This is a genomic window from Pelosinus sp. sgz500959 (assembly GCF_042610375.1).
In the GTDB taxonomy this organism is placed as follows: Bacteria; Bacillota; Negativicutes; order DSM-13327; family DSM-13327; genus CTSoil-075.
Map to the genome: position 1 here is coordinate 347759 of NZ_JBGJZL010000002.1, position 26137 is coordinate 373895.

The window sequence follows — 26137 nt, forward strand, 5'->3', positions numbered from 1 at the left end:
GTGTTTCATCTTTGCTGTTGACATAAATGTATATATTTATTCCAGAGACCCTCTATCATGTGGCATGAACCACGCAGTCCCATGAATGGACGATCTGTAAGAATGACTTCGTCATGTACTGGTAAGGCGATATGTTGGCAAATTACATTTGCCACCCCTTTTTGTTGCAGTATGGCTTTTTCACGACTACTCCCTAGCAATAATCCTGATGATAACTCTGCCAGTCGACGTTCTATTTCTATACTATTATTTTGTCCATTTATAATATCCATGCTATCTGGTACTACAGAAGATGGCATACCATCATGGAGTATGGCAATCAATGGACCAGTGTCCGCCCATTCCAAATTTAGCGCCCGAGCTATCCCAAGAGCAATGGAAGAAGGTGCAGCAACCACTGCGCGCTCAAACTGCAGTTCCCCCCAAAGTCGTTCTGCATCCCGTATATTGCTACGCAATTCTTTCACCAAACAATTAGCTTCCCGCTTTATTATCTCTAGACTCTGTTCATCCATCCACATGGTTTGTCCTAAGGTTTTCAGCCAATGCAGTGATCCTTCCATACCATAAGGTGGTAATAAGGATAAATACGGAATACCATATTGCTTTTGTAATTGTTGGGCGAGATCTTTCCCTAGTTCTTCATGGACGATAAGATTCAGTTCTGCTTGCGCCATTGTAGCAATTTCACTAGTAGTGCTACCCGCCCCAGGCATTGCGAGGACCTGATATCCAGCTAGGGTTAACATACGCTTTAGCTCTTGCAAATCATTCCTAGAATTATAATAGCCGATGGTACACCCTAATAAGTTTATCGTTCGTGGCTTTACCATTCTCCTTGGCTGAAGAGGCATAGCTTCAAAATAAGCTTTTGCCGCCGCCCGATACCCTTCCCAAAATCCGCCAATCAAACCACCGCTATCAATACATATCACAGGGCAGGGCATATTTGCTTGAGTAGCAATTCCAACAATATCATCGCCAATCAAACTGACGGCACAGCTATTTTCAATAAAAAGTACAGATGGATTATATGATTCTCGTACAGATTGTAGCAGTTCCAGCAAACATTCTTCTGTTCCATAGATAACAGCATTATTATCTGGTTGCGTACCCCAAAAACGCTGCCCAATACTAGGACATGATTTTTCCAGATACCGACGAGCATAAAAATAACACCAAAGGGGTCCGTTCGCTACAATTCCAGCATCAGGAATACCAGCGAAAAAGGCCGCTGCACCAGTCAAAGCACAGGTATTGACCTGTGTACACACATTATCCCATTCCTCTTTACCAGCCATATAGGACTCCCCCCTTATGCGCAGACCGTCTTGCTAGTCGTGCCAGCTTATTTAATAAGTGGATCAAACCGCCTACGCCTAAGGGTGGTAATACTGGCAGGAAAAATTGACGTTTAGCCTCGTCTTCCAGTTCGTGAGTCGTTATTAGAATATCTGCCCCTTCTATCATGGCTTCACCCTCGTCCTCTTCAAGAACAGGTATTATCGTATATTTTTTTAGTTTTTTCTTTATAGCTTCCTTCTGCTCTCCAGTAAGCCCACTAAATAAGATAATTCCTTCAATGTTCACTCCAGCCAATTCAAGTAATTCAAGAACCCACTCTGGTTGGAAATGGAGGAGAGGACGACCGATGCACATTACCACTTTTATGGCCTGCAGATCACCACGACACTTAATGACTTGCTGCTGTAACCGCTCATTTTGCTCTTGAACGATCATTTTTGCCTTCTGTTCCAGCCTGAGTAGTTCACCTAGTTTTCTAATCCAGCTTTGGGTATTTTTCCAGCCTATAGGATCATTATGGTCGAGAAAAGGAATTCCAAACTTGGCTTGAATATCAATAGCAAGCTGCTGCATCGAAAAAGAAGATGGACTTCTTCTCCCTCCTAGGGGAATACAAAGGGCCGAAGCTGTGACTCGGCGAATTTCTTCTAATGAAGCATATCCAGGAAAATGGCAGTGTACCAAAAGACCAAAGGATTCTAGTAATTGCTGAATTTCTTGCCCATCCGTACTATTTGGACCGCCACGCCCGCCCAGTAAGGCAACAGTATTAGCATGCGTTGGTTGCTTACTCATGAAGCGATCAGATAAAATTTTTGCAGCATGATAAAAGCCAGCATAATACTCACCATCTAGAAAACCACTACAAGGTACAGTCATTATAGGAATATTCCATTCTTCTTCCGCTTCTTGGATAATAGACTCAGTATCATCACCAATTACGCCAACTACGCAAGAATTAGCCACCATAATATATTCAGGTTGATATTGCTTGACAACATAATCAATGCATCGACGCAATTGCTCAGTACCACCAAAAATCGAATGTTCTTCCTGTAAATTACTTGTGATTAAGGGAGCTGTATATTGCTTGGGTATAAACGACTGACGAGCTATAGAATGATAATGACTACCGAGTTCCATATCACTACTCACGTGACCACATGCCTTCGGACTATGAAAAATGACCACCGCTCCTTGATTATGGGCTACGGCTCCCCACACACCTGGCATACTACAGCTACAACTTCGTTTCATAGTCACCATATATCGTTTATTCATTGCCATACTCTAATACCAACTCCTCTAAGGTTTCAAAACTAAGGGGCGTCGGTACTGTTAAAGCACTATTATCCATAAGCAAGTCCGCTAATCCTTTATATATACAGGCTTGCTCAGACTGGTTTGCCCATTCAATTACTGTTTTACGATTGATTTCGGCTTGATGTACCATTTGATCCCGGGGAATGAAAGCAATGAGCTTCGTATTGAGTTTTGTTGCAAAGGTTTCCAGTAATTCTTGTTCATTTCTAATGTTGCGACTATTGCCGATAATGCCTCCAAGCCGAACGGTTCCTCGTTCAGCAAACCTTGCAATTCCTTTGGCAATATTATTGGCGGCATACAGGGACATAAGTTCTCCGGAAGAAACAATATAAATATCAGTGGCATAACCCTCGCGAATGGGGACCGCAAAACCGCCACATACCACATCACCTAATACGTCGTATAAGACAACGTCTTCCTTAGTCATTGCCTGTAATTTTTTTAATTTCTCTAAGGCGACAATAATTCCACGACCAGCACACCCTATTCCCGGCTCTGGTCCACCCGCTTCTACACATTTGACTCCAGCAAAACCTGTATGTACAACTTGATCGATTGCGACTTCATCCTCAAATTTTTTCACTACATCGAGTACTGTCTCAGAACAAACTTTACCTAACAATAACCGTGTAGAATCATTTTTAGGATCACAGCCAATTTGGCAAACTGAGTAACCTTTTTCAGCTAATGCCGCTGATACATTAGCTGCTGTTGTGGATTTGCCAATACCACCTTTACCATAAAAAGCAATTTTTTTCATATTTTCCTTCCCTTCATGACTATCACTAGAAAAACCATTAAATTTCCTATAAGAAAATGAGAAACCCTCCCTGAACAAACAAGGAGGGTTGGTATCATAAGAGAAATCCATTCCATCATAACTTCTAGTATCCGTAAAGATCTAAAAAAAATCGACGACTCTCATAATCCCCTCCCCATCGCTCGCAGGTCAAACGGTGATTGATAGTTAGGCAGTTCTCCTGACTCTGGATCATCGCTCGCCCAAACCTTCCCAAAACTTTCATTTCAGTGGCATATTATGGGTTTGCTCCTCATTACAGTGGCGGGACCGCGCCGGTATTACACCGGACTTCCCTATTAAGCCCCGAAGGGCACCTAACTCAATATTATTTAATTTTATCCTAATAAATAAACCTAGCTTAAATAAAAGCTAGGAAGGAAAAATGTCTTACAACCTCATCCCCCTCCCATCACCCGTGGGCACAATCGGCGACTCATAGTTATTGATTTACTTAAAAATTCATACTGCAAATACCATAATTATCATCGCTACTCATCAAAACAAAATAAAAAACTCCAGCCATGAGGCTGGAGTTTTGACAGATTAAGTAAAACAGTTGAAACAAATAAATCTTTCGAACGTTACATACGCCAAAAAGAATACAGTACAACAGTACGAACTTAAAATCCCCTCCCCATCGCTCGTGGGTAAAAAAACGGTGATTGACAAATAGGCAGTTCTCCTGGCTCTGGATCATCGCTCGCCCAAACCTTCCCAAGACTTTCATCTCAGTGGCATACTATGGGTTTACTCCTCATTACAGTGGCGGGACCGCGCCGGTATTACACCGGACTTCCCTATTAAGCCCCGAAGGGCACCTATCTCGACTTTATTTAATTTGAGTTGACTTAATGTTTGTTATAGTAACATTATTTCGAATTTTTGTCAACTTTATATAATTGTTTCTGCCTTTTAGATCTGTTCATTATCTTGCAGAAGATCAAAAAGAGCGAAGGCTAAGACCGTTACAGCATTACCTAGAGCGGTTTCATCAAAATCAAAGGCTCCATCATGATGTCCAGCTGTCCGATTGATGCCAATCATAGCATAGCCGCCGTGTCCCCCATGTTTCTGAACACGCTCTAAAAAACAGGTGAAATCTTCACTAGCTCCTAAATTTCCGCGATCCTTAATCATGCTAAATAAACCTGATCTCTCTGCTGCTTGGCGCAAATAATTTGCGATAACAGCATCGCTTTGACCACCCGCAGCTCCGCCCATCTGGCGAATCTTTACTGACACTCCTTGCATGGCAGCTGCCCCATGAATGATCCTCAGAGCTTCTTCCTGCATAAAATCGTTAATAAGGGAAGTTTCACCTCGTGTTTCTAGTTTCAAAATTGCTTTTTCGGCAATTACATTACGTCCACTGCCAGCTTCAAGTACGCCAACATTAACTCGTGATACACCAGAGGCATGGCGAGAGATCCCATGTAAATTAACAGCGGCATTAGCTGCAGCAAGTAATGCATTGCGCCCTTCCTGTGGGGCTGCCCCAGCATGGGCGGGTACGCCATGAAAAGAGGCATCGATTTTCGTAGTAGCTAAAAAACCATCTGTACCACAGATAAAATGATTGTGATCATCAGCCAGAAAACCTAAATGCATGCCAAACAAATAATCAACATCATCGGCAACTCCAGCCTCGACCATTGCCTTAGCTCCTCGGACTCCTTCTTCAGCCGGCTGAAAAATTAATTTAATTGTTCCGCACAGCTTTAATTGTTGTTCTTGTAAAAGTTTTGCCAATCCTAAGCCAATAGCTGTATGCCCATCATGTCCGCAAGCATGCATGACACCATTGTGAATGGAGGTAAAACCTTCTTGCCATGGCCTATGATGATCATCTGTTTTTTCTTGTACTTCATTAGCATCCATATCAAAACGGAGTGCGACTGTGGGACCTGGACGACCCGTATGTAAAGTGCCAACAACGCCAGTTTTACCACCTGCCATCCTTTGAATAACAATACGGTCTGCGCCTTCTTCAATCGCTCTTTGGGCATTATTTTCTAAAATATCTTGTGGAGGTATTCCCATCATAGCCGTTTCGTTTATAACCTCAGCACCATATTGAACTTCATATCCAAACTCACTCAAAATTTTGATCACTCGATCTGCCGTACGAAACTCAGTCCAAGCTGTTTCAGGATATTGATGAAATTCTCGTCGCCATTCAATGATTTGTCGTTCCATTTGTTTGACGATAGCTTTAATTTCTGTGTACATTTTTCTACCTTCTTCATTATTTTTTCTTATAGTAATAAAAACATAGACGCTATTGCTGCGATCAGCATCCCTGGAGCATTTCGCTTTGCGACTTCCATTGGGCTTACCCCTGCTAATTGTGCACAAATAATAGCGGCTCCAGCTAGTGGTGACATCGTTCTGCCTAAGGCGCCAGTCAGTTGTGCTAACGAACCTAACTGTGCGATGCCTAGACCGAACTGTGTGGCATGTGGTGTAATTGCACCGTTAAATGCTAACGTTGCAGCATCGCCTGATCCACATAACACAGCAATCAGAAAGGGTCCAAAGGTAGCTGCCAATTTGACAACACCCTCGGAATGCTTCATTCCTTCAATTAAAGCATCGGTTAAGCCAATAAGTTGCATGCCCGTTGTAAAAGTTGCTGCTGCAATGATGATGCCCATCACTCCTGCATAAGCCGTTCCCATGGCTTCAAAAAAAGCTTTAGAGATTTCCTGAGGATTATGCAGAGTGATCAAATATCCGAGAATTGTGCCGCATATCATGGCTTGAGGAACACTAATTTCAGGAATAACGTGAAGTTGTTTGCTGCCTAAAACCAGCATAACAAGGGGGACGATCGGGACAATAGCTTTTAGAAAATTAACTTTGAAATTTACCTTTGCATCAAGGAGCTGATTTTCTGTTTGTTCGTATCCACTATGTTCTTTACGTATATATGCAACAAAGGTCAGTACCAGAGCACCGATGAGTCCTGAAATAATCGTTGTTGTGCTATGTACGGCAATGACACTAAGTACATCCATATTGGCAAGTTTAGCTACAAATGGATTGTGAGTAGCACCTGGGCTGAGAACACTACCAATGGTTCCTGCAAAAATAGCTGCACCAGCTACAGCTGGATGAATCCCAGCACTGATTAAAGTGGGGATCATAATGGCACCAACGGCAGCTGCACAACCTGCAGCGCTCGGCAAGGCAATATTAATTAGAAAAGTAATGATGACTGTACCTGGAATCAAAATAGGTCTACATTTGCGTAATATACCTGCCAACATATGGACTAGATGGGCATCACACTGGGTTAGCTTCATAACATAGGCAAAACCCATCACTGTTAAGATGACAGTAACCAGTCCAGGATTGACCATAGCCTTTGCAAATGCATCGATTGCCTCTAAGGGTTTCCCAGCCAATGCAGCCATCAATAGGCCAGACAAGAAGAGAACTAGGCGAACTTCATATCGTTTGAGCACGGCGACACCAGTCATAAAAATGATTAATACTCCTACATAAACCAATTTTCATCCATCCTTTTCTATAAATTGAGACTAGAATTATAATGAGTCCAGTCACTAAATTCATTATAAACGTTTTTAAGGACTATTAAAAGACATTTCCTTAAATAAAAATATTTTATTTATTCATGACCATTATTTATTCGATTGTTTTTCTGATCGCGGCCCCAAATAACAATGCCGTTTCAGAACTATATAACAGGAATGGCTAGGATTCCACAGTTCTAAAACGGCTATAAGGATTTTATTTAGATAGGGAATCTAAGAGTAAGCGATATAAATTGCGAGGACGACCTTTATGCAAGGCTTCTTGGCGTGATACGACTGCTAGGTTATGATCTACCAGTGCTGACAATAAGCGCCTGGCACTGCGTGTCGTCATGGATAAATGAGTTGCTAATTCCTCGGCATCTACAGCTTCAATATCCATTTTATTCAGGCTTGCCAACAAACGATTAATCGTTGTGCCACTGACGCCTAATTGATTTGCTAATTGCTGGCATTCTACATCATCCATGCGCAATGAATATTGCAAGTAAGAAGGCGAACTCAAGGGACCGCTCACTGTCCCATCATCGGAAACGACCATCCAATTCCCTTTTCCGTTGTGGCGGGCAAATCCCATAGCTTTATAAGCATTTTCTTCTGCTGCATGCGCTGTCATACCAAAACCAATACCTCCGCTGACAGGCACAGACAAGGCTTTAATCAGATCTTCTTTTATTGGCATGACTGTAAAGTAGTCAGTAATCTTTTCAATAGCACCACGTGTTGAGTAAATGCTATATTGACCATGACCATGTACATTAATTGAGCCTTTGACCATCTCAGTATAATTAATTAAAATCGTATATAAGGTTGCTTCCAAGCGCCGCACTTCATAACTGGAACGAGCCTCTCTCACCACAGTCGAGTAATCATCAATCGCGATATACTGTACTGCAATCTGGCTTTCTTTAAACGCAGCGGCTTTCACTGTCTGGATGGCCAGATTCAAAGTCGTGCGTATATTATCGCGTAAGGGCCAAATCCGAAATACGGGCATATTTTTCTTTTTCAACTCGGCATATGCAGATTGCAATGTCGTTACAGCTGCTTTCGTCTTTCCATCTTTCCATAGTTTGTAATGATATGTTACCAAATCTTCAGCTGAAATAATGTTGTCAAATTCTTTTACATAAATATTTTTTACCTGCAATGGGATATCAGCAAAGGTGTCCTCAATTTCACTTCGACTTAACAAATCAAAACTAATGCTGTCAAAATCCAACTTCTCAATACAAGAAATTTGCAGCAATACTCGATATAGACTGGAACCTGTATGAGGAATATAAAACAATGGTTTTGTTGTGAGTTGCTTATCGAGGGCATAGTAATAAGGAACCTGTCCGGAAAATAACCAAGCATCAGGACTGATAGGCATTTTCTCCATCAAATGAGGAACTTCTGTCGGTTTGGTATAGGTTAAAGTCGTAAATTCAACCTGTTGTGCATACTCCTTGCCGACTTCTTTAATCAAGGCCACAGAGTCAGCTGGTCCTACGACTGCAATATTGATTTTACGCATAAAGTATCTCTCCAAAGGATTATTTTTATCGATCATATTGTAATTTCTATCTGATTACCATCGGGATCTAAGACACAACTTTCATAATAACCATCCCCTGTTGTACGAGGAAGGCTTACGATTTGATATCCGGATTTTTGTAGTTTGGTCGTTAATTCATTAACCATTTCTTTACTTCCCACAGAGAAAGCCATATGTACAAAACCAAGATAGTGGTTGTTTAGATCAGTTTTACATTCAGTTATCCCCTGCTTACGCATAAGTTCTAATCTAGCACCTGATTCAAATGTAATAAAATAAGATTCAAAGTGTTTTGAGGCATTAGTATATTTTTCATTTGCGCAGCCATTAAAAAATTCTATATAGAAATCTTTCATTTCTTCAAGTTGGTTAGTCCATAGGGCGACATGTTCTATTTTCATTTTGAAACCTCTTTCTGGTGAAACTATATAGCATTCCACCCAATTTTTTATACTAAAAATGTAAGACACCCTAGATTAAAATTACAAAGGGAAAAATCTTGTGAATAAGATATACAATTATTTTACCATAAAAATACAACGTCTCACAATTTTTAAATCATCTCTTTATTCTCATGTTTCTCCATATTTCATGAACAACCCTTGCTATTTATTTTTATCTGTGGGATAATATCCAGCAAATAGGAGTGATGATATGTTTACTATGTTTAGATCGGTTCCCAAATATATATGGCTGATTGCTTTAGGTCATGGTGTAGCGGATTTGTCCCCAGGGGCGCTGTATGTCGCATTGCCTTTTCTAAAAGCGAAGTTAGTTTTAACTTATGCTGAAGTCAGTGCCATTGTATTAGTGCAGAACATTACATCTTCCCTTAGCCAACCTTTTTTAGGGTACTATAGTGATCGCAGGCCACGACCTTGGCTAATGCCGGCAGGGTGTCTATTGTGTGGGGTAGCGATGCTGAGTTCTTTAATCGTAGAAAATTATTATTTGGTCTTACTGTTTACTGCCCTTAGTGGTTTTGGTAATGCTGCTTTTCATCCAGAAGCTGCGAAAATCGTCAATCGTTTGAGTGGTAAATCTGTAGGAAAAGGAGCGAGCTTATTTAGCGTTTGGGGAAGTATTGGCGTTGCATCAGGGTCAATGCTGATGGCCTTTTTTCTTTCTCAAAAATCAGAGTCTATCGTATATTACTATATTGTCCCCTTTTTGTTGGCGAGTGCTGCGTTAACTTATGTAGCGATTCATTTACCTGCAGCTCCGGCCATTACCAAGAACAGTTTACATCAGTTAAAAGCATCTTTTAATTGGTCAGTTCTCTCCTTATTAGGAATGGTCGCTGCTAGAGCAACTGTTTCTTCGGGTATTAGTGCTTTTGTACCTCTGTATTATGTTTCTTATCTCCACGGTAGTGCCTTATATGCGAGTTCTCTTCTTACTGTATATATGGCTTCTGGTGCTGTAGGGACAATGATCGGCGGTATTATGAGTGATAAATATGGCAGTAAAACTGTTATGATTTATTCGATTTTACCTCTATCCCTATTGATGTATTTCTTCCGGTTTGCAGATGGCATATGGCCTTTTGTGATTTTGTCATTGGCCAGCATATTATTGACAGCCACTTTTACGAGCAGTTTGGTTCTGATACAAAAAATGATGCCAGGCAATGTTGGCATGGCATCAGGACTTAATCTAGGTTTTAGTGTAGGATTAGGAACAATGGGGGTATTGGCCTTAGGTAAAGTCGCTGATCTATGGAGTATGCCGGTGATTTTTGATATTTTAGCATTTCTGCCGATCATCGCTTTATTTTTGACATGGTTTATCCGCGAACCTCAAAATGAGAATGTGGTAGGTGTTCGTGTTTAAGAGTTCCCTTTTTAGTTAAGAAAAACGCCGTTTTTACGGCGTTTTTTATTATCCTTTGCTATGAGACGCACTTTGTTAAAAGTTTGGAAGATACCATCTAGAAGATATCATCTAATGGTTTATTTCATTCAAAATAATCTCTAATCGTTTTCTTTGTTCTTCCCGATCGAGAGGAAGACCATATTGATAACAATCAAACACATCAGCGTCTTTTACGATTTCTTCTAAGGGAGTTCCGACTTCTTTTTTACTACTATGATTTTTGGCTGCTTGTGCAAGGAATTCAATCTCATTAATAGAAAAATAACCACTTTCTGTAAGAAAAATTTTGAGCGGTTCATAGCCCACATCTGCATGTCCAGCCTGTTTTCCTGTTATAATGCGACCATAATCATGCACTGAGCAAGCGATAGCAGCTAATTCAGGATCAACGCCACGCTTTAAAGCCATGATTCTTCCCACTGTTGCGCAACTGACCATATGTATTCTTTCCCAATTTAATGAAATGTCTCTTTCTTCAGGACTATTTTCAAATTCTGCAATCTTTTGCAACATTTTTTCCTGTACCTTAAACACTCGATTCATTACATCAGCTCCTTATTATCTAGAAAAAAATTATTGATATAAAAGCTCCAAATTTAGTATACTACGTATCTTACTAGTGATCAAATCAAACAGGAATTTGTCTTTTTCTTCTAGATTTTTTCTATGTGTAAGAATTTTTACACGATATGATCTCTTTTTGGTCACTATACCTCTAAAGAACTTGACGGAGTGAGCATATGTCTGCTTGCAATTTTAGCTTTAAAGAGGCTGATAATCCATGACAGGATTCCGATGGATAAAAGAGAATATAAGGCTTTAATGACCCCAACTGAGAGAACTCCAGACATAACAACCAGAAAATCAATAATAAAGGTCATTTTACCTGGATCCCAGCCAAATCTTTTTTGTAAATATAATACTAAAATATTTGCGCCGCCAAGGGAAGATCCATGGAAGAAAAGATAAGCAACTCCTAGACCAATCGTAATCCCTCCTAAAATAGCACCAAGTAAGGCAGAAATCACAAAATCAGGTGCCCAACGGTTGAGTTCTGTCATACAAGACAGACTCATAACAGCGAAAATGGTAGAGATGGTAAAATTAAGCCCCATACGCATGAGAGCGAGAATATAAAAAGGTATATTAATAATAAAAAAACCAATTGAAAAAGGTATCCCCCAATAATACATTAAACTAAAGGCAAGTCCAGCTGTTCCCCCTGTCATTAATTGGGCATGCTTTAAAATAATAATACCGATACTAACAATCATGCAACCACTTAAAACCTTCGCGAGCTTTATTAAATCTACGTTTTTTCCAATGTGTAAAAATTTCATTATATCCATGACACCTCCATTTTTCTTAAAAAAAATGGAGCCTTTGCTTAAAATGCAAAGGCTCCATTGCCATTTGAAATAAAACCTACAGGGTTTCCCCCATGGCTTCATTGCCGTGTTTCCACTATAGATGTATATTAACAGTAATTATCCTCGATAGCAAGACATTTTTTTTGTGGAAGATAAAAATATAGTAAATTATCTATCCATAAAAAATGATATGTTGTTTCATTTGACTATATTTTGAGAGGTTATTTTCCCTACATATTTTCCAATCATATCCATAGTTTGAGTAAGACTAATGGGCTTACTAATATAGTCGTCCATACCGACTTCCAAGCATTTTTCTCTATCTCCTTTTAGGGCATAGGCAGTCATTGCTATAATCGGTGTGCGGTAATTCATTTGTTTTTCTTTTGATCGAATGGTGGCAGTCGCTGAATAACCATCCATATAAGGCATGTTGACATCCATCAAAATTACATTAAATTTATTCTTTTCAAAAGCAGAAACCGCTTCTATTCCATTTTCTACAGCAGTCACTTCAAAACCTTTTTGTTTTAGCATGATCGTTACCATATTCCTACTTACCATATCATCTTCCGCAAGTAAGACTTTTTTGATGTCTTCGTTATCATACGGAATCGGCTGGTTATCGGTACTATCTTTTTTTATTTCTTTTATTTCCTCTTTTGGGAGTTCAAATACTGCTGTAAAAAAGAAAGTGCTTCCGAGATTTTCTTTACTTTCTACGCCGATCTCTCCATCCATGATTTCAATTAATTTTTTTGAAATAGCAAGTCCAAGCCCTGTTCCGCCAAATTGTCTGGTATTTGAGTCATCGACCTGGCTAAATCTTTTAAATAGTTTATCAAGTTTATCTTCTGGAATTCCAATTCCTGTATCTGTAACGATAAATCTTAATTTTATTTGTTTCTCATATTGTTCGATAACGTCAACATTAATACAAATTTCACCTTCATATGTAAATTTAATGCCATTACCGACTAAATTAGAAACTACTTGACGTAATCTGACAGAATCACCAATGATACGTTTAGGTACTCTCTCATCAATCTTCAATGTAAGGAGTAGCTCTTTTTGTTTTGCACCTATGTCAAACAAATCAATGACTTCATTCATTGTTTCTGTAAGATCAAAGAGCCCTTTTTCCAATTCAATCTTTCCAGCTTCAATTTTTGAATAATCTAGTATATCATTTAGTACGCGCAGTAGTGAAAGTGTCGATGTTTTTACAATCGTTAAATATTCACGTTGTTGTTCTTCTAAATCTGTCATTAACGTTAAGTCTGTCATTCCGATGATTCCATTCATTGGAGTTCGTATTTCATGAGACATATTAGCAAGAAATTGGCTCTTTGCAAGGTTTGCTTTTTCGGCCTTTTTTAGAGCTGCTACCATTTCTTCTACTGCTTTTTTGCGCTCAGCAATATCAATTCCAATTCCGGCAAAATGCATTTTTCCATCGATTTTTAAGGGAACTGCAGTCAAATAGGCAACCAGTTTTGTACCATCTTTTCGTTGTAAATCAGCCTCGATATCTGCAAATCCTTCCTTAAGTGCTCGTTGTATTTTATTGGTAATATGAGTAGTGGTCTCTTCATCTCCCTTGTACCAAGCGAGGATATCCATACCTGATAATTCATCGGGTGAATACCCTGTCATTTTCTCATGCCGCTTGTTCCAACGAACGAGCTTGCCTTGATCATCATATAAATAAAGCATTCCAGGAACACTGTCAAATAAGGCATCTGTCAATAATTTTTCATGATATAATGCTTCTTGAGTTGCTCGTAGATTTTCAAATTGTGCCCGTAATTCTTCGTCTGTAGCTTGTAGTTCTTGATAGGAGGCCATCAATTCAGAGGTTCTTTCTTCGACACGAATTTCAAGTTTTTCGTTCATCACAATAAGCTCTTCATTCATTGACTTGATTTCTTCATTGCTTGCAGATAATTCCTTGGTTCTTTCTGCTACTTTGTTTTCCAATTGTTCGTTTGCTTCTTGCAAATTACCTTCCAATCGGACTGCCTTATGAAAAATAATAGCAGCTAAAAATAGAGATATTCCAAAACTGAGCAGAAGAATTTGAAGAGTTCTACTACGTGTTTCTTGAGCTTCAGAATGAAAAATATTTGCCTTATTATTTGCAAAATCAAGGAGAACGTTGATTTTATTTTCCATTTCTTCAATTTGCTGATTTTCTGTATTTTGAATGAGGGCAACAGCCTCTAGTTTCTTCTCTTGGATGACTAAGGATATGATCTCTTCTCTAACTATCTTCCAATTCAAAAAAGCTTGTAACGCTTCTTGTACCATTTGGGGTTCACCAAGAAATCGCCCCTCGACCAACTGAAAATCAGTCAAAACCTTATTTTCAGTTTGATTAAGAATGGTCTTATAGGTTTTGATTTCTTCTGGTGTTGTTGCTCGAAGTAAGTCGTTCATAACTAAATGCATGCTAAGGATATTGGCATTGATGCGAAGGACGGCTGTAGATACTGTATATGGATGATCATATAAATTGGCTGTCAGATTTGCTACTGTATTAACTGCTCCATAACTGATCCATCCGAGTATGAGTAAAATGACTGACAAGAGCACCACTAAATATGGCATTTTTCTTTTTTTGGGCATTAGCATCATCAAATCTCACCTTTCCCCTGCGCATCAGCTTATCCCTGGACTCAAGGCTTCATTATAATAGGCTTAACTATATATTTATAGATATAAAGACAAAATCCTCTTTATGATTGCTAAATTTGTCGAATTATTTGGAAATTTATAAGGTATTACACTGAAGGCAGTGGTTTCAAAATTTGTTTCGACCACTGCCTTTAGTGTAATTTTATGAGAGTAGTTTACCATAATTTCATTTATTGGAGTTCAGCTTAAAGAGTGAGTAGTGTTTTATTTCCAATAAAATAAAATCAGTAGAATTAAACTCGGAATTTGCTGACAGCTTCTTGAAGATCCATGGCAAGTTTGGACAATGCCTGACTGGATGAGGCTATTTCTTCCATAGATGCTGATTGCTCTTCTGTTGCAGCTGATACAGTCTGGGATTCTGAAGAAGCATTTTTACTTAAATCATTGATTTCTTTCACCGATCCGACAATTTGTTGACTGCTCGTAGCAAGTTGTTCAATGGCAGCAGAAATTTCTTTCGTTTGGCTAGAACCTTTACTGATCATGCCTACAATTTCTTGGAAAGAAATTCCAGAAGCATTTACGACTTCTGCTCCAAGTTTGACTTCGCGTGTACCATTATTCATTGCAATCACAGCTTTTTCGGTGTCGCCTTGAATTCCACTAATCAGTGTGGCAATTTGCTTAGCGGCATCTTGTGATTGTTCTGCAAGCTTACGGACTTCTTCAGCAACAACAGCAAAACCACGTCCTTGCTCTCCAGCCCGTGCTGCTTCAATGGCGGCATTTAAAGCTAATAGATTGGTTTGGCCAGCAATTCCAGAAATTGTATCTACAATTTGTCCAATTTCCTTAGAGCGTTCTCCTAATTGAGCGACAACTTGAGCTGAAGAAGCTACTGTTTGTTCGATATTAGCCATCTGAGTTACGGCTTTATTTACGGATTTATTTCCTTCATTGGCTTTATCAACAGCTTGGGCCGTTTGCTTAGCGACTTCATTGGCATTAGTGGCAATCTGCTGAATTGTTTCTGCCATATCTTGTACCACGGTCGAAGTATTGCTAGCAACTTCTAATTGTTGCTCTGCACCTGTTGCTATCTCGGTGATAGAACAGGCAACTTGGTTGGCTGACTGAGCTGACTGATCGGCACTGGCTGTTAATTCTTCAGAAGAAGCTGCCAATTGATCAGCAGAACTATTAATATTTTTCATCAGTAACGAGAGATTACTTTTCATATCTAGCAAAGAAATTGCCAATTGACCAAATTCATCTTTTCGAATTAAAGTATAGGGTTTATCACGGAAATCTCCAGCAGATAGTTCTTTGCAAAATGTGACCATCAGTTGGAGAGGTGTTGTAATGATTCGAGTGATATAGAACCCACTTAATCCTAATATGACAATAAATAGTACTAAAATACTAATTGTAATTTGTGTTGATGTTTTAAGTGAAGCCTTATTATCTATATTGATTTCTTTAGCTGCGTTAAGAGAATAGGAAGAAAGATCCATGCACTTATTGAGAGCTGCTGTTTCTAAGGGTGCTACACTCGAAAGATATAATGCATAGGCTTCTGCATTTTTATTTTGTGTAGCTAAATCAACTACAATCGTTCGAGCTTCTCGATATTTTTTCATTGCTGCTTTAAGATCTTCTAATTTTTGTTTCTCATTCGTATCTAGATTTGTTTTTTCAATTTGAGCGATATTGGCATTAAAGTTTTTTGCACGATCACTGATCACTGTTTTTAGTGCTTCTTTTTTATTACTATCTGTTGTGAGCATTAATTCTAGTACTGCGGCACTTACCTTATTGATATGAGCCTGATTTTCATTGATGAGTTCCACTGGTATCAAGTTATCCTCAAACATGGTATTCATATCTACACTTGCTTTCTGCAAGTAATAATAACCTGTAGAACCGATCGCTCCTAAGGATATGATGGCGATCATAATCAAAATACCTAACTTTAAACTTACTTTCATGTTGTTCAAAAAATCCACTTAATTTCCCCTTTTCATTTTGTAATTATTTAACTTAATTATTTATCCAACTTTTGCTTTTCGACATAATTCATCATTTTTCCTGCGTTTTATCCAAAAAATGCTATAAAATTCTAAAATTTCTTATTTACTATTTTTTCCTATAAACAATGTGTTTTTGTTTTAAATGACTTGTAAATAAAATAAGGAACGCCTCTTGCAGAGTAGGCGTCCTTCAATGTTATTTATAGAATTGTAAGATAGGTAAATAAATTCAAACTGAAATCGTTTTAGTATAAGACTAAATTTCAGCAGGATATTTTAGTCCCCATTGCATTCTAATATGATCTAATGTCTTCATAATATCTAGGGATTCTTGCAGAGGCATGATATGACTTTCCAATTTTCCTTCTCGTATGCATTTCATCGCTTCGGCTGCTTCATACTGGTAACCTGTACCAAGATATGGAATGTCAAACTTCTCGATTTCCATACCTTTTAGAGAGAGAATTACTGATTGAGCATGCCAAAAATCAGGGATTTTAATATAACCATCGGTACCTAAAATCAAAGCATCATGAGGAGTTTCAGTTCGCACAGCACCGGATAAAGCAGCTAACTTCCCACCTTGATAACCAAATAGTGCCATATATTGTTCATCTACACCTGTTTCTCCCAAATATGAAAGGCTACTGATTTGAGAAGGTTGAACGCCAAATACCATTGAAGCAAAGGATGTGGAATAAATACCGACATCCAGCAGCGCGCCACCACCCAATTGAGGATTGAACAATCGATTTTCTGGATTCCAATCAGCTTGAAATCCAAAATCGGCCTTTACTTGTCTGATGTCACCAATAACCTGATTTTTTAGTAACTCCCGAACTTTTACGATTGCAGGTAAAAATCGAGTCCACATTCCTTCCATAAGAAATTGTTTCACACTTCGAGCGCAATGTATGACTTCTTCTGCCTCTTTGGCATTAAGAGTAAAAGGCTTTTCACACAGTACTGCCTTACCAGCATTTAGGCATAGTAAGATACATTCTTTATGTAGTGTATGGGGCGTTGCTACATAGATAATATCAACTTGTGGATCATGAACTAATTCTTCATAACTACCGTAACTGGTAGCAATCTTATATTGCTGAGCAAATTCCCTGGCTCTTTCCAGTGACCTTGATCCTACAGCACTGATTACTGCGTCAGGTAAGGCTGTAAGCCCCTTAGTAAAACTGTGGGCAATTGCCCCTGGACCTAAAATCCCCCATCTGATATTTCTCATGTTATCACTCCCCATTACTTTTAGTGACAGTACCTTAAGATTCATTCTGCTTTTTAGGCCAAGTGAAAATAAATGTCGCGCCTTCACCAGAGTCTGATTGTAAGATAATGGTCCCGCCTTGGTCTTCGACAATCTTCTTCACCAATGCCAGTCCTATACCTGTATTTTCTTTCTGGTCGCGAGGTTGAAGAACCTGGAATATCTGAAATACTTTATTATGATATTGGGGTGCAATCCCCGGACCATCATCTCGTACTGAGAATTCATAGAACTCACCGAGATCTCGGACTGAGACATGTACAAAACCATCTAGGCGATTGTGATGCTTCATTGCATTATCTAATAGATTTGCTAATACCTGACGCAATTTTAAGGATTCAGTTTTTATTACAGGCATATTAGCAGCAAATTCCATACGAAAAGGTGGCTGCAGATTAAAATCTTCCTTGATATCCTCAAGGAGTTCCCCTACATCACAGACTTCAATCGCTCCTTTCACTCTTCCTGCACGTGAATATTGCAAGATCCCTTGTATAAAATTATCCATACGCTGTACCCGGCGGCGTAACAACTCCATATTAGTGTGAATTTCGTCTGGTGGTGATAATTTAGCCAGATCTTCTTCCATCCAGATCGATAAACTACTAATCGCTCGCAATGGTGCTCTCAGATCATGAGATACGATATAGGCAAATTGATCTAATTCTTGATTAATTGCTTTTAATCTATTTTCGGCTTTCTTACGTTCTGTTAAATCGCGAGCAAGGGAGAAGATGACTGCGTGTTGATTAATAATGATATGACAGGCACTAACCTCCACGGGTATATAGGTTCCATCTTTTGTAACATGAATGGTTTCAAAGGAACCGCGTCCACTAATTCTAATCTGTGCTAGAAAATCCTGTGCCTTTTCAAGATCAAAATTTGGTAAATTAATATTTCCAAAAGTCATATTCTTGAATTCTTCTTTGGTATAACCTAATCTTTTACAAGCCATATCATTCACTTCTAAAAACTTACCTGGGCTATTATTAGGTAAAAGTTCATAGATAAATACTGCATCATTAGCATTTTCAATAAATAGACGATATTTTTCTTCACTTTGTTTAAGTGCCGTTTCGGTTCTTCTTCGAACCCTACGATTGAGCAAGAGTATGACGATTAAAATACCTTGTATACTGACCAGACAAGTTCCCACAAGAATTTGCCATTTATATAATTCCCAGATACTTTTTTCTTTAAATTCAATCTTACTCTCAGAAGGTAACTTATTTTCGTCGATTCCCCAACGTTTAAGCTCTCGCCAGTCAAAGATGTATTCAGCCGCGACCGCCTTTTCAATCGGTCCATGGGATGTTATATTACCTCTTAGTATATCTAAGGCCACTGCGGCTACTTTATTTCCTAGTACGTCCTGGCTAGACATGTATCCGCCCACCGTTCCACGACCGATAAATACGGATACAGAACTGTAGATTGGTACCGGTGCTACCTCGTGTATTTTTTGCAGAACATCTCCGGGAATAAAGGCATTGCCAGCAGCATCCTTGTACATATAAAAATATAAAATAACTGAGTCACCGCTAATTTCTTTTATTGTCGATAGCATTTCTTCCAAGGGCAATTTATTCAGATATACGAATTCCACCCGTCCAGTAAAGTCTAGAGCCACATCTGTAAAAGACGCTATTGCCTTACGTTCTCTCTGTCCGTCTCCTGCTGCCACGTATATTTTTTTTGTGTTGGGCTGGGCTTGCAAGATGAGATCAATCGCTGTTGTCATGCCGTATATTCCCACCACATCGTAATAATTCACAGGAGGATTTTGGTAGGATTCGCTTTCTCCTTCATATAATCCCCTAATTGTCGGTACGCCAGGAAAGATCTGTTCCCCATAGGATGCCATAAAATTACTTGCTGGTTCTAAGTAACTGATAATTAAATCTGGCTGTTTTCTCCCATACTTCTCTCGTAAATACCTCGATAATAATTCTCCGTAGTCCTTCTCGCTAAACCTAGACATATCGAGATATTCATATACATAATCAATTTTATATCCATCATCTTGTCGCAGTCCTTTTTGGAGACCGTGAGTGAATAAACCCTGAACTGGTACATCGGCAGCGAAGGAATATAGAATCAGTACCTTTTTTGTCTGTATTGGCTCGGCTGCTAAGCAAAAAAGATTAGAAGTTCCCCAAAAAAATACAATAAAGCAGGCAATAACAGTTCGTATACATTCACCCATTAAACAAAGCCTCCTTAATGTATTGACATATATACGTAATTATTAAATTGATTTTATGTCATTATTGATAGTTGGTAAATATAGAAATATATAGAATAATCAATATATGATACTATATTTACCTTAAAAGCAGAAACTCCTGCCAAATTTAAACCTACTTTGGCAAGAGTTCATGTACTTTACCAGCGCGTGGTAGCTATGAATTTATGAACTAGATAAGGATCAAATTGTTTTCCCGCATATTTTAGTAATTCTGCAATGGCTTGCTCTTGGGATAATGCCTTTCGGTATGGTCTATCACTTAGCATGGCATCATACGCATCTGCTATGGCAAGAATTCTGCATTCGATAGGAATTTCTTCACCACGAAGTCCTAAGGGATAACCACTGCCATCAAACCATTCATGGTGCTTTAGCACCCAATCAGCAATGACTGCAAATTCTGGAATAGACTGAGCAATTCGAAATCCAATTTTAGAATGGCGGCACATCTCCGTCTTTTCTTCTAGCGTTAGCGGACCTGGTTTAAAAAGTATTTGGTCTGAAATCCCGATTTTACCCAAATCGTGAAATTGAGCAAATAGTTTTAATTCATTAAAACTTGTCACTGGCAAATTCAATTGCTGTGCTAAATTACAGACAAGATGCTGTAATCTGTCGCCATGTTCTTCAGTAAGAAAATCACGCGCCTTTAACATTTCTTTTACCGTTAAGGCTAAAGCGCTTCTATGGCTTTGATTACGAAGTAGTTTTTCTTTCTGCATAGCATCATCAACTCGTTTAAATAATTGATCAAAAGTTTCATTTGCGAGATTGGTGGTAGCGTAACCGCAAGAAACACTAAGAGGAATCATTCCAAGACCAGAATCAATTTTTTTTATACTGCTATCAATTTGAGAACATAAAGATTCAAGTTGAGAAACTTTTATATGAGGAATGATAACTGCAAATTCATCGCCCCCAATTCTAGCAGCAGTTCCCTGTCTTGCAACAATATCTTTTAATACCTTCGCTACCTGAATGAGTATTTCATCACCTTTTCGGTGTCCTACTGTATCATTAATAATTTTTAACCCGTCTACGTCACATATAATAAGACCAATCTGAGTTATTCCCTGAGATAATAAACGATTTGGCGTTTCTTCAAAATATTCACGATTAAATAGATTGGTTAGCCCATCATGTTCACTAATATAAATAAGATTTTCTTCCATTTTTTTACGTTCTGTAATATTGCGGCTTACACTTAGAACCCCTACAATTTCACCGGAAAAATCATAGACAGGATTTTTACATACTTCAAAATGTTGTTCTGTACCATCCGCTAATAATTCACTCTCTAAAAAAATATATTTTTTTCCTGCTTGCACCACTTGATTATCATTGCGAAGGGATTGGACCGCTAGATGATATGGATGAATGTCAAAGTCAGTTTTGCCGATGACTTCATGAGTTGCTTTTTTATAGCGTAGGGCAAATGATTCGCTGATCATCACATAACGTCCATGCAAGTCTTTTACCCATAAGACATCAATGATATTATCTAGAATCGAAGTCGTGACTTGAAGATTTAAAATCTCTGCCATTAAACGTTCTTTACTTTTCTGTACACCACTCATGCTTTAGTACCCCCATACCCGACTCATTTACTATGACAGATCCTTTTTAATAATAAGATCTCATTGCCACGACGATTATAAAGAACTCGATCACACCAATTTAGTATAATCGGTATACCGCGACCACGTTCGTTATATAACACAACTTGAAATATCTGTTCTAGACCGATTGCTAAGATTTCTTTAATCCTTTCATTGCCCTTAAAACCTTTTCCATCATCTTTAACTCGTAGAACAAGTCGATCACCAAATTGATTGATTTTTACTCTGATATGGATACCATGCTCTATCGCATTCGTAATCGCTTCACCTAAAGCCAATCCTATTTTAGATTGTTTTTCAAATGTAAGTTGATTTACAATCCAGTTAATTCGTGAGCGAATTTTATGATGATCATTCTGACGGGAAAAATAAAAAAATAAAGGGAAGGGTTTCTTATCAATAAATTGCATACAGATGGCTGTACAATCATCATGTCTGGTGCGCATAAGCGCTAATTGCTGCAGGCCTTGTACGCTGTCATCAAATTGATATATTTTTTCACTAAATTCCTTTGGTAACATTTCAGAAATTCCATCAGTCATAAAATAAAAAGTATCGCCATGTTGAACTGGGAGCGTCATGGTACTAAATTCGGGTATTTTTGACACTCCAAGGTAACTTCCTCGTATGGTTAATACACTGCTTTGCTCTCTTGTACAAGCTAGTAAATAGTTAATACCACCAGAAATACACGTCAATTTCTTATCTTCTAAATTTAACCAAAACCCCATAAAAGCAACGAAAGAATGATCTTGGAAGTAATCATAAAGATAGTTATTCAAACGTGTAAGTATCTCCACGGTCCAAACCTGTTCATTTTCCATGACCTCGTTTAGCAAGCTGCTGACCGCTGAGGTATGAAGAGCCGTAGCTACGCCATGACCAGTAACATCGATTAAATAGCCATAAAGTATTTTACGATCAGCAGACCAGCGATAGTTGTAAAAATCCCCACTGACCATGGTTAAAGGTTGAAAAATAGTACGAATACTTAATTGTTCATATTGACGATCTGGGAGAAGGAGAGATTTTTGTACGGTAGCAGCGAGTTCCACTTGTTTTTTGATTTCTGCTTGAAGTTTCTGTTGCTCTGTGATGTCCCGATATGACAATAGGAGCAGATAATCACCTCGATGATGAATTAATGAACCAGTTCGTTCAGCATAAATGACTCGACCATCTTTTCGTAAATAATATCGAATATCTGATTCAATATAATCATTTTCTAGGGATTTAACCTTAATCATTTTCAAATCTTCATGGTTAATGAGGCTGAATTGAGTGATTTTTTTGCCGACTACTTCTATTCCTGTATAACCAAACATTGCACTAAAGGCATAGTTCACATCGATTATTTCATTTGTATCTAAACGAATTACGATAATTGCATCTGACGATTGTTTCATTAACGCCTCGTAACGCTCTCGACTTTCTAGTAACTCTTCTTGCACGGCTTGACGTTCCATGACTTCTTCTTCTAATATCGCATTGATATCTTGTAGTTCTCGTGTTCGTTCTTCTACTTTTTCTTCCAATGCGATCGTTAATATACGTAATTCTTCTTCCCTTTGCCGTAAATCATTTTCCGCCTTTGTACGCTCTACTATTTCTTCTTCTAATATTGCATTCATATCTTCTAGTTCCCGCGTCCGTTCGGCCACATTCGATTCTAATTCTATATTTAACTTTTGCAAGGCCTTCTCGGCTTTATCTTGTTCAGTAATATCCCGAACGACACTAAATAAAATATGTCTTTCACCCACTTGCTCAGAGCGTGAACTGACTTGAACAGGAAATAGACTACCATTCTTACGTTTGTGAACTGTATTAAATATAATACTATCTTGAACAGCAACATTCATTTGTTCTATCGTCAATCCGACTTCTCGTTCTATTCTTAAATCCAAGATATGCTTATTTAGAAGTTCATCTCGTAGATAACCATAAGCTTTTTCAGCAGCAGGATTTGCTTCAATAATGTTACCATTTTCTTTGTCAACAAATAGCATAATATCTCGGCTATGAAGAAAAAAGAGTTGGAATTTTTGTAATGTTTCGTGTGTTTCGGTCATTCACGTAGACACCTCCTTTACTTTTCCCACTCTCTCTACAAATAGAAGTCGTTATAGTCGATTCTGTTATTAGCTAACTTGAATATTAAATATTTTATTGAGATATGTGATTTCAAACAATTCTTTGATGTTATCGCATAAATTAATCAATATCACATTGCCTCCTGAATGCAAGACGCTCTTATTAACGGCAATGAGTGCTGCAATACCCGAACTATCAATATAAATCAATTCGCTCATATCAATCACTAAATGATTGTTTCCTTGTAATGCATAGTTTACTAATTCTTGTCGTAATTCTTCGGCATCTTCAAGATACATTTCTCCACTTAATTTAACAAGTAGATCCTTTTTCATAAATGTCATCTGCTTTTTCATTCTAAGGCCCTCCTTGATTAATTTTCATCCGTATTTGCGTATATTTTTTTAGTGCATTTTCAAGATGGCGATAGACAAGAATTGTATCTTCTTCTGTCTGGTTTTTACAATTATGAATCTGCTTTAGAAGTTCTTCAATTTCATCTACGAGTTTACGTTCACGTACCTTATATCGCGAAATAGTCATCCTATTTCCACCCCACAGTACTCTTTAAAGAAAAATGTTATCTTATTTTTTTATTATTCATTGAAATTCGATAAAATTATTATATTGTTTCTAAAATCTTACAACATCCTACTTTTATATACTATTGGTAAAGAACAACAAAAAAGAATGTATTCATTGTTGCTTAATAACAATGAATACATTCTTTTTATTTGATTACTATATTTAAGTTTAAAAGTTTCCAGACCTTTAAGTACAGAATTAGCATACATTTAGTTTCAATATGATCCAAAGAAAGCGACAAGATTTTTTCAATCCGCTGTTTCCTCCAGATCGCTGTATTATAATGAATAAAAAGTTTTTGTGCAGAAATTTTCAAATTCCCATCTTCAAGAATTTGTTCGAGTGTTACTAAAAGATTGCCTGCATTTACCTCGTCATAGTCAGCAAGCTTGCCGATAATTTTTTGGATGGATCTACACTGACTTGTGTCTTTTAATAATTGAAATGCGATGTCATAAACCCCAAGGTCTTCATAATGTAGGACTTGTTTTTGAGTCATTGTAGTAGCGACTATCAGAGAGCGGCGAGCCTGCTCATATAACTCTTTGATATTCAAAGAGTTATATGAGGTACTAGAAATACCGCTTTGTGCTTCAATAGAAAATTTATGTTTAATTTTCCATAATAATACACGTATGAATTGAATTTGATCTTCTTTTGTGTGAATATTATTTTTTATAACAGGAGCAAGAAAAACGATATGTTCATTATATTTCCATACCCAGCCAATTGTTTGTTCAAAAAACCATACTACGATTCTTTCTATAACCATTTCATTGACGGTTATATTTTCCTTATAATCGGAGTCTCTATTCCATTGAAGTATATAACAGCAATATACCATATTGCAATCAATTCCATATTCATTGAGCTGTTGAGTGATATAACTTACAGGATAATCAGTCATGAGTAAGTCATTGAGATATACGCTTCGGTTATAGATTTCATTGGCAAAAGTCTTAGTTTCTTCTGCTTTCTCCATGTGTTTTTCCTCAGTAATGTCTTGAATGGTTCCAATTCTCTTAAGTAATGTTCCATCATCATCCAAAATGCTATAACGACGCACATACAGCCAGCGAATTGAATCGTCCTTCCTAATAATCCGGTATTCGATAGTCGATATGTTTTCTGTGCCAGCTGCTGTAACATTTTTTCTCGCCATTTCTTTATCCTCAGGATGGATGAAAGTAAAAAGAGTTTCAATCGATGGCATAATTTCTTGTGGTGCTAGCCCTAAAATTAGATACATTTGATCAGACCAATAGAGTTCATCCTCAATTACATTCCATTCATAATACCCGAGTTTAGTTGCTTCTTTGCCTTCTAGTAATTTTATTCGTTTTTCTTTTAAGGATGCCTCGATTGCTAATCGCTTTTCTGTTCTTCTTAAGATTGCGTTACTATCCTGTAATTCCTTAGTCCGTTCAATGACTCTAGCTTCTAGCTCTGTATTGAGCATCTCCAAAGTTTCTTTATCTCTTTGCCGTTCGGTAATATCTCGAATAACACTAAATAAAAGGCTATTTTTACCATTCGATTCGCAACGCGAACTGACTTCAACTGGAAATAAACTACCGTCTTTACGTCGATGGATTGTTTCAAATAAAATACTCTCTGTAATGGCAAGACGCATTTGTTCGATTGTCAGGCCCGCCTCTGACTCTACTCTCAAATCAAAAATATATTTACTCAGGAGTTCATCTCGCAAATAGCCATAAGCTGACTCAGCGGCAGGATTTGCTTCGATAATTTTACCATCTTTGCTATCAACAACTAGCATAATATCACGGCTATGGATAAAAAAGCTTCGATTCGCCATGCATATATTCTCCTACCTTTCCAGAGGTATATCCTCATTAAATAA

At 38.0% G+C, this 26137-nt stretch carries 19 protein-coding genes and 2 riboswitches; of the genes, 1 reads left to right on the forward strand and 18 read right to left on the reverse strand.

All coding sequences use genetic code 11. The annotated features are described in order from the left end of the window. Positions 1–5: 5 nt before the first annotated feature. From ACAN52_RS04310 to ACAN52_RS04340, 7 genes are all read right to left on the reverse strand, one after another. The gene (locus ACAN52_RS04310; RefSeq protein WP_378952772.1) at positions 6–1301 is read right to left on the reverse strand and encodes a nitrogenase component 1; all 1296 of its coding nucleotides are present in this window, start codon (positions 1299–1301) and stop codon (positions 6–8) included. Further along, positions 1291–2592, reverse strand: a complete 1302-nt coding sequence (locus ACAN52_RS04315) for a nitrogenase component 1 (protein WP_378952775.1) — start codon at positions 2590–2592, stop codon at positions 1291–1293. The genes ACAN52_RS04310 and ACAN52_RS04315 overlap by 11 nt, the downstream gene beginning before the upstream one ends. After that, complete coding sequence (locus ACAN52_RS04320; RefSeq protein WP_378952778.1) at positions 2579–3391, reverse strand: AAA family ATPase; 813 nt, start codon at positions 3389–3391, stop codon at positions 2579–2581. Before ACAN52_RS04320 ends, ACAN52_RS04315 begins: the two co-directional genes overlap by 14 nt. 192 nt (positions 3392–3583) lie before the next feature. Beyond that, positions 3584–3766: riboswitch (cobalamin riboswitch) on the reverse strand. Between the two features lie 321 nt (positions 3767–4087). Continuing rightward, a riboswitch (cobalamin riboswitch) is annotated at positions 4088–4270 on the reverse strand. 75 nt (positions 4271–4345) lie between these two features. Continuing rightward, on the reverse strand, positions 4346–5662 hold the full coding sequence (locus ACAN52_RS04325) for an amidohydrolase (RefSeq protein WP_378952779.1): 1317 nt from the start codon (positions 5660–5662) through the stop codon (positions 4346–4348). A gap of 26 nt (positions 5663–5688) precedes the next feature. Further along, complete coding sequence (gene dcuC / locus ACAN52_RS04330) at positions 5689–6945, reverse strand: C4-dicarboxylate transporter DcuC (RefSeq protein ID WP_378952781.1); 1257 nt, start codon at positions 6943–6945, stop codon at positions 5689–5691. A 241-nt stretch (positions 6946–7186) separates the two neighbouring features. Beyond that, the gene (locus ACAN52_RS04335; RefSeq protein WP_378952783.1) at positions 7187–8509 is read right to left on the reverse strand and encodes a GTP cyclohydrolase; all 1323 of its coding nucleotides are present in this window, start codon (positions 8507–8509) and stop codon (positions 7187–7189) included. A gap of 32 nt (positions 8510–8541) precedes the next feature. Continuing rightward, a complete protein-coding gene (locus ACAN52_RS04340) occupies positions 8542–8931 on the reverse strand; it encodes a VOC family protein (protein ID WP_378952785.1) in 390 nt (129 codons plus the stop codon). Between the two features lie 253 nt (positions 8932–9184). Here ACAN52_RS04340 and ACAN52_RS04345 point away from each other — a divergent pair, with 253 nt between their 5' ends. After that, positions 9185–10363 (forward strand): MFS transporter, encoded by a 1179-nt coding sequence (locus ACAN52_RS04345; protein ID WP_378952788.1) that lies wholly within the window; start codon positions 9185–9187, stop codon positions 10361–10363. Between the two features lie 111 nt (positions 10364–10474). On the opposite strand, the gene ACAN52_RS04350 is transcribed toward ACAN52_RS04345, so the two are convergent. The 11 genes from ACAN52_RS04350 to ACAN52_RS04400 form a co-directional block, all read right to left on the reverse strand. Continuing rightward, complete coding sequence (locus tag ACAN52_RS04350) at positions 10475–10948, reverse strand: HD domain-containing protein (RefSeq protein WP_378952791.1); 474 nt, start codon at positions 10946–10948, stop codon at positions 10475–10477. A gap of 164 nt (positions 10949–11112) precedes the next feature. After that, on the reverse strand, positions 11113–11754 hold the full coding sequence (locus ACAN52_RS04355) for a YitT family protein (RefSeq protein WP_378952794.1): 642 nt from the start codon (positions 11752–11754) through the stop codon (positions 11113–11115). Positions 11755–11973: 219 nt separating this feature from the next. After that, positions 11974–14412, reverse strand: a complete 2439-nt coding sequence (locus tag ACAN52_RS04360) for an ATP-binding protein (protein WP_378952797.1) — start codon at positions 14410–14412, stop codon at positions 11974–11976. A gap of 293 nt (positions 14413–14705) precedes the next feature. Continuing rightward, positions 14706–16421 carry a methyl-accepting chemotaxis protein gene (locus ACAN52_RS04365; RefSeq protein WP_378952800.1) on the reverse strand — a complete coding sequence of 572 codons (1716 nt, stop codon included), beginning with the start codon at positions 16419–16421 and terminating at the stop codon, positions 14706–14708. Positions 16422–16701: 280 nt separating this feature from the next. Then, on the reverse strand, positions 16702–17685 hold the full coding sequence (locus tag ACAN52_RS04370) for a Gfo/Idh/MocA family protein (RefSeq protein ID WP_378952803.1): 984 nt from the start codon (positions 17683–17685) through the stop codon (positions 16702–16704). A 34-nt stretch (positions 17686–17719) separates the two neighbouring features. Further along, complete coding sequence (locus tag ACAN52_RS04375; protein ID WP_378952806.1) at positions 17720–19933, reverse strand: ABC transporter substrate binding protein; 2214 nt, start codon at positions 19931–19933, stop codon at positions 17720–17722. A gap of 179 nt (positions 19934–20112) precedes the next feature. Then, positions 20113–21552, reverse strand: coding sequence for a diguanylate cyclase domain-containing protein (locus ACAN52_RS04380; protein ID WP_378952809.1), 1440 nt, complete (start codon positions 21550–21552; stop codon positions 20113–20115). Between the two features lie 23 nt (positions 21553–21575). Next, positions 21576–23666 (reverse strand): PAS domain S-box protein, encoded by a 2091-nt coding sequence (locus tag ACAN52_RS04385; RefSeq protein WP_378952812.1) that lies wholly within the window; start codon positions 23664–23666, stop codon positions 21576–21578. A 69-nt stretch (positions 23667–23735) separates the two neighbouring features. After that, the gene (locus ACAN52_RS04390) at positions 23736–24044 is read right to left on the reverse strand and encodes an STAS domain-containing protein (RefSeq protein ID WP_378952815.1); all 309 of its coding nucleotides are present in this window, start codon (positions 24042–24044) and stop codon (positions 23736–23738) included. A 1-nt stretch (position 24045) separates the two neighbouring features. Then, positions 24046–24231 (reverse strand): hypothetical protein, encoded by a 186-nt coding sequence (locus ACAN52_RS04395; RefSeq protein ID WP_378952818.1) that lies wholly within the window; start codon positions 24229–24231, stop codon positions 24046–24048. Between the two features lie 187 nt (positions 24232–24418). Further along, entirely contained in the window at positions 24419–26092 is a 1674-nt protein-coding gene (locus ACAN52_RS04400; RefSeq protein ID WP_378952821.1) for a PAS domain S-box protein, read from the reverse strand. Positions 26093–26137: the final 45 nt, after the last annotated feature.

Bases quoted from the DNA above. Each gene is read 5' to 3' on its own strand.
- ACAN52_RS04370 (WP_378952803.1), bottom strand. From the start codon at position 17,685: ATGAGAAATATCAGATGGGGGATTTTAGGTCCAGGGGCAATTGCCCAC.
- ACAN52_RS04310 (WP_378952772.1), bottom strand. From the start codon at position 1,301: ATGGCTGGTAAAGAGGAATGGGATAATGTGTGTACACAGGTCAATACC.
- ACAN52_RS04315 (WP_378952775.1), bottom strand. From the start codon at position 2,592: ATGGCAATGAATAAACGATATATGGTGACTATGAAACGAAGTTGTAGC.
- ACAN52_RS04325 (WP_378952779.1), bottom strand. From the start codon at position 5,662: ATGTACACAGAAATTAAAGCTATCGTCAAACAAATGGAACGACAAATC.
- ACAN52_RS04345 (WP_378952788.1), top strand. From the start codon at position 9,185: ATGTTTACTATGTTTAGATCGGTTCCCAAATATATATGGCTGATTGCT.
- ACAN52_RS04355 (WP_378952794.1), bottom strand. From the start codon at position 11,754: ATGGATATAATGAAATTTTTACACATTGGAAAAAACGTAGATTTAATA.
- ACAN52_RS04340 (WP_378952785.1), bottom strand. From the start codon at position 8,931: ATGAAAATAGAACATGTCGCCCTATGGACTAACCAACTTGAAGAAATG.
- ACAN52_RS04360 (WP_378952797.1), bottom strand. From the start codon at position 14,412: ATGATGCTAATGCCCAAAAAAAGAAAAATGCCATATTTAGTGGTGCTC.
- ACAN52_RS04385 (WP_378952812.1), bottom strand. From the start codon at position 23,666: ATGACCGAAACACACGAAACATTACAAAAATTCCAACTCTTTTTTCTT.
- ACAN52_RS04350 (WP_378952791.1), bottom strand. From the start codon at position 10,948: ATGAATCGAGTGTTTAAGGTACAGGAAAAAATGTTGCAAAAGATTGCA.
- ACAN52_RS04395 (WP_378952818.1), bottom strand. From the start codon at position 24,231: ATGACTATTTCGCGATATAAGGTACGTGAACGTAAACTCGTAGATGAA.
- ACAN52_RS04335 (WP_378952783.1), bottom strand. From the start codon at position 8,509: ATGCGTAAAATCAATATTGCAGTCGTAGGACCAGCTGACTCTGTGGCC.
- ACAN52_RS04380 (WP_378952809.1), bottom strand. From the start codon at position 21,552: ATGAGTGGTGTACAGAAAAGTAAAGAACGTTTAATGGCAGAGATTTTA.
- ACAN52_RS04400 (WP_378952821.1), bottom strand. From the start codon at position 26,092: ATGGCGAATCGAAGCTTTTTTATCCATAGCCGTGATATTATGCTAGTT.
- ACAN52_RS04390 (WP_378952815.1), bottom strand. From the start codon at position 24,044: ATGAAAAAGCAGATGACATTTATGAAAAAGGATCTACTTGTTAAATTA.
- ACAN52_RS04320 (WP_378952778.1), bottom strand. From the start codon at position 3,391: ATGAAAAAAATTGCTTTTTATGGTAAAGGTGGTATTGGCAAATCCACA.
- ACAN52_RS04375 (WP_378952806.1), bottom strand. From the start codon at position 19,933: ATGGGTGAATGTATACGAACTGTTATTGCCTGCTTTATTGTATTTTTT.